Origin of the sequence: Streptomyces anulatus (assembly GCF_014650675.1) — a bacterium.
Classification (GTDB): Bacteria; Actinomycetota; Actinomycetes; order Streptomycetales; family Streptomycetaceae; genus Streptomyces; species Streptomyces anulatus.
In genome coordinates this window covers 282867-293496 of sequence record NZ_BMVK01000010.1, presented here as the reverse complement: position 1 = coordinate 293496, position 10630 = coordinate 282867, and the positions used below count along the sequence as shown (strand labels likewise).

Below are 10630 nucleotides of genomic sequence, written 5' to 3'. Positions count from 1 at the left end.
AGATCATCCGCGGTGGCGACGCCGAGCGCTTTCCCCGCGTGGCCCAGGAGCCGGGTCAGGCACATGTCGTCGGGTTCCTGGTCGGTGAAGTGCCTCCCGGGAATGCAGCGCTCGGCGAGGTCGAACAGGCGTTGCCCGCCGGCGCGGCGGGTGGAGGCGAGTTCCCCGGACCAGAGAAGGAACTCCACGGCCATTTTCGTCGGGCTCCAGTCCCAGCCGGTGCCCGGCTCGGCGTTCTGGCGGAGATTTCGCATCGGGAGCGGGCCGTCGCGGGCGATCCGGTCCAGTAGCGCCGCGCGGACGTGCCGGTCGGGGTACTGCGGGCGGCGGCGGGTGGCTCGGCGCCGGAACGCCCACAGTGGCCAGTCGGCGATCGGCACGAGGCTGAGGGCGTGCCCCCGACGGCCGGGCGGATGGCTCGGGTCAGGCGTTCCGCTCCTGCGGGTGCAGGTCGAGTGTGATGTGCGGGTCGAGCGCGTGCAGGAAGTCGGGGGCGTCGAAGATCTCGCCGGCGGAGACGACGCCGACGGTCTTGGTGCGGCCGGTCAGTACGCGCTCGAGAGCCTCCACGACGAGGGGGGCGGTGACGGCGTAGATGTCCTGGCCGCCGGCCGTGGCCCGGCGTTCGGCTCCGCCGGAGCGGACGACGGCGTCGACAAGGAAGGTCTGGTTCGAGCGCCCGCTCTCGTCGGTGGCGGTCGGGGCCGGCGTGTGGGGGGCTGCGACGTCTCGGGCAGCCTCGACGGTCATGTAGGTGGTCACGTCGGGGATGGAGAGGTGGTGGGGGACGGTGACGACGTCGGCCATCGTGAACTCTCCGATCACCGGCCGGGGTCCCATCGGTTGCGGGAAGGTCCACTCCAGGGTGGGTGCGGCGTCGGTGCGGTGTTCCAACTGTCCGCCGCTGTAGCGCAGGCGGTGGCTGCCGCGCCGCTCGCGGGAGACTACGCCCGAGAGCCGGGTGCCGACGGTGGGGTGCCAGTTGCTGAGCGCATAGGCGATGTGTGCCTCGTCGGCCTCGATCCAGTCGCCCATCGCCGCGGTGGTCAGTAGGTCGCCGAGGCCGCCGAAGAAGGCCATGGCCGGGACGATCACCGCTCCCGCTTCCCGGGCCCGCTCACGGTAGTGGGCGAAGGTGTCGAGGTTGGCCTCGAGCTCGGCGGCCACGTCCAGGTAGGGGATCTTCGCGCGGAGCGCGGCCTCGATCACGGGGCCGGTGGTCGAGGCGAAGGGGCCGGCGCAGTTGATGACCGCCACCGTTCCCGCCAGGGCCCGGTCCAGCGAGGCGGGGTCGTCGACCGACGCCACCCGGGACTCCAGCCCGTGCTCGTGGGCCAGCTCCTCCAGGGTCTGCGCGTTGCGCCCGGACAGCACCGGAACGAACCCCCGTGCGGCCAGTTCCGCGACCACGAACCGCCCGGTGTGACCGTAGGCGCCGAACACCGTCACCAGCTGACCTGAACCCATGAGACCGCTCCCGTGTACTCGAACGCCCGCTGCGAGGTCGATCCGCTGCGGCCTGACATCCACATCCTGTCCCTCCGGCAGCACCCCGCGTGAGCGTCGGAAACGACATGCCACGTACAGTTTCGGACATGCCCGCTGTTGCACTGGCCGTCACCGACGGCATGCTCCACTACGAACTGTCCGTGGCCGTCGAGGTCTTCGGAGCCGACCTGACTCACATCGTGGAGCCCTGGTACGACTTCTCCCTCTGCGGGAGCGGTCCGGTGCGCGTCGGCCGCTTCCGCCTGGAACCCGATCACGGGCTCGACTACCTCGCGCACGCGGACACAGTGATCGTCCCTGGCTGGGCCGACACCGAGCGCGACCCGCCCGCCGAACTGGTCGAGGCGGTGCGTGCGGCCCACGCGGCCGGTGCCCGCGTGGCCTCGCTGTGCACGGGCGCCTTCGTGCTGGGCGCGGCAGGACTGCTCGACGGCAGGCGCTCCACCACACACTGGGCCCACACGCGGGAACTGGCCCGACGCCACCCGGCGGCCACCGTCGATCCGGACGTCCTCTACGTCGACGACGGCGACGTACTCACCTCGGCGGGCAAGGCCGCCGCCATGGACCTGTGCCTGCACCTGGTCCGCCTCGACCACGGCTCGGCCACCGCCAACAAGATCGCCCGACGCCTGGTCATCCCACCTCACCGCGACGGCGGCCAGGCCCAGTTCATCGCCACCCTGCTACCCGCACCGGGCAACCACCCCCTGGGCGAGCTCTTCCCCTGGGCGCTGGAGCGGCTGGACCAGCCGCTGACCGTGGAGGACCTGGCCCGCCGGGCCCGCATGAGCTCACGCCACCTCGGCCGCCACTTCAAGCACCTCACCGGCAACACGCCACTGCAATGGCTCCACGCCCAGCGCATTCGCCACGCCCAGGAACTGCTGGAGACCACCGACGCCACCGTGGACACCATCGCCTCGGCCACCGGCATGGGCACCGCCACCACCTTGCGCCGCCACTTCCACCGCAGCGTCGGCGTACCGCCCGACACCTATCGCCGCACCTTCCGTCCCTGACTCAACGAGTAGTTCCAAGACCCCGGCGGCCAATCGAACAGTGCCAAGGCACGGTGCCGTCCGAAGTAGTGAACAAACGCCGCCCAAAGTCGTGAACATCGCCAGCGGTGACGTCGGCGGGAACCTGGGTGAGCAGTCCGCCCCACCATCGCGACCCCAGGGGCAGCAGCGCTCCGTAGGCGTAGCCGAACGGCTGGTCGTTGTAGCCGATCACGCAGCTCCAGCCCAGCCGGACGGGCTCGATGACGCAGTCAGCGAAGCAGGCCGTGGAACGGGGCGGCGTCCTGCAGATCGCGGATCGTCGCGGTGGCCCCGGCATCAGCCAGTTCCGCGGCCGAGGTACGACCAGTCGCGACAGCCAGTACGGGATCGCCGGCCGCACGTCCGGCAGCTACATCTGCGGGTGTGTCTCCGACAAGCAGGACGTCGGCCGGGACGACGTCGGCGCCCGTGGCCGAACGGGTGCGTGCGATGGCGGTACGGACCAGCTCGGCGCGGTCGTCGTGGTCCTCACCGTAACCGCGGTTCGGGAACCGGATGTGGGTGTCGAGCCCGAAGACTTGGAGCTTGACCTCGGCGACAGGCCGGATATTGCCGGTGACCGGCAGGCCACGTTCCCGCATCACTTGGCACCCGGGTCCGAGCCAGACCCGGACCGCGAGGCCGTACTCCGCTGCCAGCACCACGGCCAGGTCGAGGATGTCATCGCGGCCGCCATCAGCGTCCGTAGGGTTCGTTCACGGCAGACGAGAATGAGCGAGCAGTTCAGGCGGCTATCGAGGCGGAGTTGCGGCTTCTCGACCCCGCCGTGCGCGCCTCGCCCTCCTTGGTGTTGCAGCTTCTTGACCCCGACTTCACCGAGATCGGAGCGTCCGGCAGACGCTGGGACGCAGCATCGATTCTCGCGGTGACGAGTGCCGGTTCCGTGGCCCCGGAGTCTCCGGTCAAGGTCAGCGAGATGTCCGGGGACGTACTCGCTCCGGGCCTTGTTCACCTGACGTACTTCGCAGACAACAACGGGCGCCGAGTATGGCGGAGCTCCCTGTGGCGTATGACCGGAACGGGCTGGCGCCTGTACTTCCACCAGGGCACTTTGGCGTGCTGAGCGGGTGTGGTCCGCCAACCGCGGCGGGACCCTCGGCACGTACTCGCGTGCTGATGAGTCAGCAGGAGTCGTGGCAGTAGCCCTCATGCCTCCCAAATACATCAACATCGCCCGACCGCGGATCTGGGCGCCTCCCAAACTCATCGAGAGGTGACGTCGCTACTGCTCGATAGAGCCACCTCCCAGACCCCGGACAGCACATGGCCAGGGCCACGGTGTCACACCTTGGGGTGAGGCGGGCAGCGCAAGGCCCGGACCGCTCTACGCTGGGTGAACGGCCCGACGATGCAGGCGTTTTGACGGACCTGCCGAACGGGGCCGGAAGAAGCCTTCGGGGGACGTGCTGGCCAAGCTCGCCGCCGAACTCGGCGTCGCGGTCGGGACGCTGCTGGGCGACGATGACGCACCACCGGCAAGACCGAGCCGGCCGTGACCGGCGGCGCGGCCGTGGTGCAGGCGCTGCTGCAACGGAAGGACGCGTCCCTCCGCCCTTCGCCCGCGAACGAGTTGCGGGACCGGGTGGAGCAGGCGTGGAAGGTCTGGCAGAACTCGCCCACACGGTTCACCGGCGCCGAGGCCCTCCTGCCCGGCCTGATCCACGACGCCGAGGGGACCGTACGCGCGCTGCGGACCGATACCTACGGCGGTGAGCGGCGCGAGGCGCTGCGGGTGGCCGCCGACCTGTACGGGCTGCTGCGCTCAGGGCAGTTGCCCTAGAACGTCGCCTGGCGTTCCTTGCAGAGCGGCACAGGTAGTCGTCGAGCCGGGTGCGCCAGCGGACCGTTCCGTACGGTACTCCGCGCAGGTGGCCGGTATAGGACTGGAACGCGGCTCCGGAGCACGGCGGGCGCGGGGTCACGTACCCGTGCTGATGGAGGACCGCCAGCCGCCCCACCAGATGCCCTTGAGGCCGCACGAGGAGCAGACCCTGGCCAGTTGACCAGCTCTTACTCGCCGTGCGCCCAGCGGTCCAGGAGCTCGATGCAGGCCCGGGCAGCTGCCACTCCTTCCCAGACCAAGTCAGCAGTTCAGTTCCAGCAGGCGGGTGCCGCCCATGGTCCGCGTGTGCCGGTCGCGGTTGCTCGCCGCAACGAACTCCTCCCAGTCCAGCCCTCCGGGGGCCCGTTGTCCCCGATCCGCAGGTCGCTGTCGCTCCACTCCTCATACGGGCGCCCCTCGCACAGCGCCTTCTCACGGGCCCGGCCGCGCATCCACGACATCAGGCACCGTCGCCATTCTGTACGAGACAACTCCTCCGGATCACTCTCCCCGCAGGCGTGATACGCAGGCAGTTGCACTACGACCAAGTCCTCCAGGTCCAGGCGCAGCTCCGCCAGCGTCTGCCCGGCGCGGCGGATGTCCCGTTCGGCTTGTCCCAGCGGCCCTTGTGCTTGTAGGAACGCACCGCCATGTCACCGAAGAGGACCTAGGTCAGTCGGAGCTGGACGGCTTCTTCTCCAGGAACCAGCCGTGGGCGGCCATGCCCTGCTTCGTCCAAGAGCTAGGCCGTGTTTTAGATACGCCGTATCGCGCCTCGGTGCGGAGCGGCGCTAGCGTTCGGTCACGGCTGCATGGCCCGGGACCGATCCCGGGCCATGCATGACGAAGGGGTCCCCCATCGATGCGCGCCCTCCTGATCGGGCCTCCCGGGACTGGCAAGGGAACGCTGGCAGTGCGCCTTGCCGCGCATCTGTCGATCCCCCACATTTCCACTGGTGACCTGTTTCGTGAGCATATCGACCAGGACACCCAACTCGGCCAAAACACCCACACGCACATACGCGCCGGTCTACTGTTACCGGACGAGGTCACTACCGCGGTGATCAAAGAGCGTCTCGCCCGCCCGGACATCGAGCGCGGATTCCTGCTTCTGAATCTGCGCACGCAGGAGCATCTCGTCGGTTTCCTGCGCGAACTCGGGGAACCCCGCCGGAGGTCCTCGACGAACTGGAGCTCCTGGACTATCTGAGCAGTCTCCTCCGCATGGACCTGACCATCCTGAAGAGTTATCCGGACGATTCCAAGGACGTACTGGACGTGCCACTCTGCGTCTATTGCGGAGAGGGCGACCTGATGGTGGGCAGGAGCTGATGTCCCCGTGGGACGGTTGTTCATTGGCGGGCGTCAGCATATGTTCCTGGCCGAACGGTCCTCTCTATCCGTACGACCGTCCCGCCGAATTCGCCGCGCAACGGGTGAACGATGTGAGGGCGTCACCGCGCCTCCCCGGATCACGGCCGACCGTACGTCAGGAGGCCTCATGGGGCTGACCCGGGAAGCCACCCCGCCCTCCGACGCCCCGGGCCGCGGGATGGTCGGACGTACCATCTCGACCGCTCTGCCCCTCTACCTGACCATGCTGGCGTCGACCGTGGGCGGTCTGGTGGACACCGTCGTGCTCGGACGGCACTCCACCGCGACACTGGCCGCGTTCGCGCTCACGATGGCGGTGTACGTACCGGCCACCGCTACCGTCGCCGGAACCATGCGCGGGGTGATGCCCTTCGTGGCGGCGCACGACGACGATCCCGACGCTCTGGTGCCGGTGGTGCGCGACAGCATATGGCTGGGTATCGTCACCGGACTGCTGGGCGCCCTGGCCGTCGGCGCGGTGCCTCTGATCGGCCTCGCCTCCGGCGTTCCGCAGCAGACGCTGTCAGAACTGGGCCCGCTCCCGGTACTGATGGCGGCCAGCGTCCTCGTGGCAGCCGTCGGCAACGCGGCCACCTCCACCCTGGTGGGGCTCGGCCACTCCAAGCTCGTGATGCGGGCGGGGACGACCGGCACCGCCGCGGCCGTGGTGCTCTCCCTGACGCTCGTGAACGGCATCGGCTCGTTCGACGGATTCGGACTGCTCGGCGCGGGGATCGCCATGCTGGTGTCGAGCCTGATCAGCGCGTTGGTGGCGCACTGGGGGCTGCGCAGGCCCGCGGTTCTGGCAGGCCGGTCGCTCAGCCCCGGCCGACCGCACGCCAGGGCGTTGATCAGACTGGCCGGTGTGGGCGTACCGCTCGCGGCCACCGTGCTGATCAAGTTCGCCGTTCTCGGTGTGCTGGCCATCGCCGCCGCCCGGGTCGGCACCGTGAGTGCCGCCGCACACAGCATCGCCGTGTCCCTGGCCAGCCTCATGTTCACCGCTGCCGTCGCCATCGGCCAAGCCATCATCCCTCTGATGGCGCCCTACCTGAAGGCCAAGGACGTCCGAGGGCTTCGCGCCGCGGTGCGCGCGGGAGTCATGACCGCACTCGTTGCCGTGGTCCTCCTCGGAGTCGCCTTGGCCATGCTGCGTGTTCCGGTGCTGTCCTTCTTCACCCATGATCCCGACGTTCGGCACCAGTTGCTGATCCTGCTCCCCCTTCTGCTCCTGGTGGCGGTCACCGACGCACTGCAGGCGGTCTGCGGCTTCGGGCTCGTCGCGATCAGGAACACCGTGCCCAGTCTCTTCGCCTTCGCCGCCTGCTACGGCCTGCTGGCGCTGGCCGCCGCTCCCCTCTCGGCCCTGGGCGGGCTGACCGCCCTGTGGCTCGCCCTGCTCACCGCCAACACCCTGCTCGTCGTCGCACAAGCGGGCTTCTTCTTTCAGCGCAGCGGCAGCCTCGCCGACCCCCTGTCCCGTTCCGTCTGACCTGAACCGCAAGGAGAACCGCCTACTCATGACACAGGAACAGAACGTCATGCCCAAACCCGGGGTGAGATGCAGGCCGCGATTCGGAAGTGCTGGGAGCAGGCGCTCGGACACGCCGACTTCGGCGACGACGCCTTCCTGCTGATCCACGGCACCAACTCCCTGACCGCGGTCCAAGCGATGGTCGCCCTCAGCGGCCGCCTCGTCATGCGGTGCACGACCGTGCGAGGTCGTCGCCTACCCGGAACCGGTAAGCGAGCACGCCGTGGCCGATGTCGCCGCGGAGGTGTCCGCCCCGTGGAACGGAGCGGCTCATGACTCCTCCGCCCGCCGCCGGCTCCTCGCACACGCCCGCCGGTCACACCACCGCCCACCGGATGCCCGGTGAGCAGGAGGCGATATGGATCAACGACGCGTTGTCGGGGGCGTTTCTGCTACACAGTGCTGTGGGCATACCGGTTGCGCGGTGCTGTCGCCCCGGACGCTGTCGAGGGCGCGCTCCTCGACGTGATCGAGCGGCACAAGTCGCTGCGCAGCCGGTTTCTCATGGAGGACGGGGTTCCGGTGCAACACGTCACGGTGACTTCCTGCCGCCCGGTCGTCCGGTCGTCCGCGAGCGTGTGACCGACGCAGACCTCGGCGAGCCGCTCGCCGCCCTCGCGGCGGAACCGCTCGATCCGGCTGACGGACCACTGCGGTCGACGCTGCTGCGCCTGTCGGACGACGACTGGGTGCTGGCCGTTCTTGTTGCACCATCTGGTGATCGACGACTGGTCACTGGCCTTCCTGGACCGGGAGTTAAGCCGCTTCTTCCCGGCCCGGCGGCAGCCGGACACCGGCGCCGAGGCGGCTCCGCCACCGCTGCAGCTCGGCACTTACGCGGACGCCCAACGCAACACCCCGCTGAACGAGGACCACCTCCAACAACCGGACGGAGCGGCTGACCGGCGTGCCGGACCTCAGCACGATCCCGTCCGACCGGCCCCGGCCCGCCGAGCTCAGTACGGACGGGGCGCGTATCGCCTTCCGTCTCGACGCGGACGTCACCAGCGCCGTACGCCGGTTCGTCCGGGCCGCACGCACCACGCCGTTCACCGTTCTCACGGCCGCGGCAGTCCCTCTGCTCCACCGTCACGGCACCGGTGACGACATCGTCGTCGGCACCCCGTGTCCCTCCGAGGGAACACCGGCCTCGACTCCGTGATGGGCTGCCTCACCGACCTGATGCCCTTGCGCTTCGCCGTGGGCGCCGACCTTTCGTTCCGGGATCTCGTCCGCTCGGCGCGGCCCGAAGTCCTCGATCTGGTCCGGCACCGCGTCGTTCCCTTCGGCGAGCCGGTCCGGCGTACCGCCACGGCAGGGCAGCCCGGCAGATTCCCGCTGTTCCCGACGGTCGTCCAAGTCGACGACAGCCCCGAATCCGGGCTGAATCTGCCGGGCGCCACGGCCGAACGGCTGTACGCGCATTCCGGGACGGCCACGTTCGATCTGTGCTTCGACCTCACGGCCGAGAGCGAGGCTTTCCGCAGGTTCCTCGACTACGCCACGGGCCTGTACGCCCCGGCCACCGCCCGCAGGATCGCCGACCGCTACCGCACGATGCTGGCCTCCGTGCGCGCCGACCCCGACCGGCCGCTCGCCGAGGCGCCGCTGCTGAGCTCGGACGAGTACGACGTGGTCACCCGGACCTGCGCATGTGCCGCCCGCCCTGCCTACCCGCCGCCGGTCCAGGCGACGTTCGAGGCCCAGCGGCGGCGCACCCCGCACGCACCCGCGGCCCTCTAGCACGACCGGCAGCTCACCTACGAGGAACTGGGCGCTGCGGGCGGATAGGCTCGCCCACCAACTATTCCGCACCGGCAGCAGCGGCCGGCCCGTGGGCATCCTGATGGACCGCTGCCTGGACATGACCGTCGCGGCCCTGACCGTACTCATGCGAGCAGATCGACGTCTTCGACACTCCCCCTGCAGCCTGCCCGGACATCCCGCCCGAGCCGGCACCGTTGCCTGTCGGCACGCTGCAGCCGTGCCCGGCCACGTCACTCTCCGGGCACGGCTGCAGGGCGATGAACCTCCGAAACGGCTGCGGTCCCGGCCACGGACCGGCCCTCGTGCATCGTGATCCGCTGGCCGGGACGCACGTGCGTCCAGTGGGACGAGGTGAGGGGCACGAGGCGAACCGAGGCCTGCCCGCCGGGCTCCAGGATGGGCATGTTCTCAACCCAGAGCGCGGCGATGCTGACCGCACGTTCACCGGTGGGCGAGAGATCCCCGATGTCCCACATAGGGCGCAGAACTCCGGTGCCGGAGATCGGTGTTGTGCGTCGGCCCTCGCCAGCAGGGCGGAGCGTCAGCTCTGCTCGGATCACGCCATTACGGATCTCGGCACACCGCCAATGGCACCAGGCCGCGCTCCGCTCCATCCGGAGCTGTTCAGCCGCTTCGGCGAGCTTCTCCCAAAGCGCCGGAGGGATCGAGCGGCCGTCCCCGAGTTCCTCCAGCAGGCCCAGGGCGATCTCCCACTCGTCGTGGGCGAGGTAGTCCCAGATGTCCTGCACCGTGATGTCGTTCTCAGTGGCGGTCTCCGCCGGGACCAGCAGGGAGGCTGATTCGAGCAGATCAGGGACGTCCATGCGCTCATTGTCGACCATGTGCAAGTAGGAGGTGGAGCAGCCTGTCCCCGTCGCACAGCTCGTACTGGCACTGTTGGGCCTGCTCCAGAACGCGTCGCTGCTGCAAGCGGAAGAACGGGGACACGCCCTAAGGTGGCCCCTCATGGGCTGCCTCACCGATGACCTGCCGTTGCTGGAGTTGCTGTGCGCCGCTGACGAAGTGCGGATCCCCGGCGAACTCGAGTCGTCGTTCCCTCACGAGAACGCTCCCGACGCGCTCACGGACACGTACGTGGTCGACGGCGGCCGGCTGCTTCTCACTCTTTGGCATGGCCGGCTGCATGAGGTGATCTACCGGACCCCGGCGGAGTCCGTGGAGGACGCATCGCGGCGCAATGACCGGCTGTTCGCGCACTACGGACAGGGCGACGGCTGGACCGAGATTCTCGACAACGGTTTCGGCAGGACCTATCGCCGTACCGATCAGCAGCGGTACGCATTGTGGAGCTACGCGATGGACATCACGACCTTCGGCACGATGGGCTTCCACCAGGTCAAGTGGTAGCCGCCCCGCCCTTCTCGGCTCGTTCGGGGCGGGACGGCCACGGCGTTCCGGGGACGACGCGCAGGCCGGAGATCCGGAGCAGCAGCGTACGGCTGGAGGTACTTGCCGACGACCGCCTCCGAGCTGCTGATCGCGCGGTCCAGGGTCCGTTCGGCCACCGTGATCGACCGGAACGCGTCGCGATGGGAGTGC

10 protein-coding genes and 2 pseudogenes are annotated in these 10630 nt (G+C 69.4%); 7 read left to right on the top strand and 5 right to left on the bottom strand.

Annotated elements, in window-relative coordinates; genetic code table 11:
- Both IE272_RS24860 and IE272_RS24855 read right to left on the bottom strand, forming a co-directional pair.
- The coding region (locus tag IE272_RS24860; RefSeq protein ID WP_190008059.1) for a DNA glycosylase AlkZ-like family protein at positions 1–380 on the bottom strand (380 nt) is incomplete at its 3' end.
- 43 nt (positions 381–423) lie between these two features.
- Positions 424–1467 (bottom strand): saccharopine dehydrogenase family protein, encoded by a 1044-nt coding sequence (locus tag IE272_RS24855; RefSeq protein ID WP_190008057.1) that lies wholly within the window; start codon positions 1465–1467, stop codon positions 424–426.
- Positions 1468–1595: 128 nt separating this feature from the next.
- Between IE272_RS24855 and IE272_RS24850 the strand changes: the two genes are divergently transcribed.
- Complete coding sequence (locus tag IE272_RS24850) at positions 1596–2531, top strand: helix-turn-helix domain-containing protein (protein ID WP_190008055.1); 936 nt, start codon at positions 1596–1598, stop codon at positions 2529–2531.
- A 251-nt stretch (positions 2532–2782) separates the two neighbouring features.
- On the opposite strand, the gene IE272_RS39365 is transcribed toward IE272_RS24850, so the two are convergent.
- Positions 2783–3004 carry an HAD family hydrolase gene (locus tag IE272_RS39365; RefSeq protein ID WP_373304191.1) on the bottom strand — a complete coding sequence of 74 codons (222 nt, stop codon included), beginning with the start codon at positions 3002–3004 and terminating at the stop codon, positions 2783–2785.
- A 117-nt stretch (positions 3005–3121) separates the two neighbouring features.
- Positions 3122–3253: pseudogene (locus IE272_RS39450) on the bottom strand (polysaccharide deacetylase family protein); the annotation flags it as partial.
- A 53-nt stretch (positions 3254–3306) separates the two neighbouring features.
- Here IE272_RS39450 and IE272_RS24840 point away from each other — a divergent pair.
- The 5 genes and pseudogenes from IE272_RS24840 (at position 3307) to IE272_RS24815 (ending at position 9046) form a co-directional block, all read left to right on the top strand.
- Positions 3307–3636, top strand: coding sequence for a nuclear transport factor 2 family protein (locus IE272_RS24840; protein WP_190008083.1), 330 nt, complete (start codon positions 3307–3309; stop codon positions 3634–3636).
- A gap of 429 nt (positions 3637–4065) precedes the next feature.
- Complete coding sequence (locus tag IE272_RS24835; protein ID WP_190008053.1) at positions 4066–4353, top strand: hypothetical protein; 288 nt, start codon at positions 4066–4068, stop codon at positions 4351–4353.
- A gap of 904 nt (positions 4354–5257) precedes the next feature.
- Positions 5258–5605 (top strand): adenylate kinase family protein, encoded by a 348-nt coding sequence (locus IE272_RS24830; protein WP_190008051.1) that lies wholly within the window; start codon positions 5258–5260, stop codon positions 5603–5605.
- Between the two features lie 291 nt (positions 5606–5896).
- Positions 5897–7261 (top strand): MATE family efflux transporter, encoded by a 1365-nt coding sequence (locus tag IE272_RS24825; RefSeq protein ID WP_190008049.1) that lies wholly within the window; start codon positions 5897–5899, stop codon positions 7259–7261.
- A gap of 949 nt (positions 7262–8210) precedes the next feature.
- Positions 8211–9046: pseudogene (locus tag IE272_RS24815) on the top strand (condensation domain-containing protein).
- Between the two features lie 254 nt (positions 9047–9300).
- On the opposite strand, the gene IE272_RS24810 reads toward IE272_RS24815, so the two are convergent.
- Positions 9301–9894, bottom strand: a complete 594-nt coding sequence (locus IE272_RS24810) for a hypothetical protein (RefSeq protein ID WP_190008043.1) — start codon at positions 9892–9894, stop codon at positions 9301–9303.
- A 31-nt stretch (positions 9895–9925) separates the two neighbouring features.
- Here IE272_RS24810 and IE272_RS24805 point away from each other — a divergent pair, with 31 nt between their 5' ends.
- Positions 9926–10438: a hypothetical protein gene (locus tag IE272_RS24805; protein ID WP_229897594.1), complete on the top strand. Its 513-nt coding sequence runs from the start codon at positions 9926–9928 to the stop codon at positions 10436–10438.
- Positions 10439–10630: the final 192 nt, after the last annotated feature.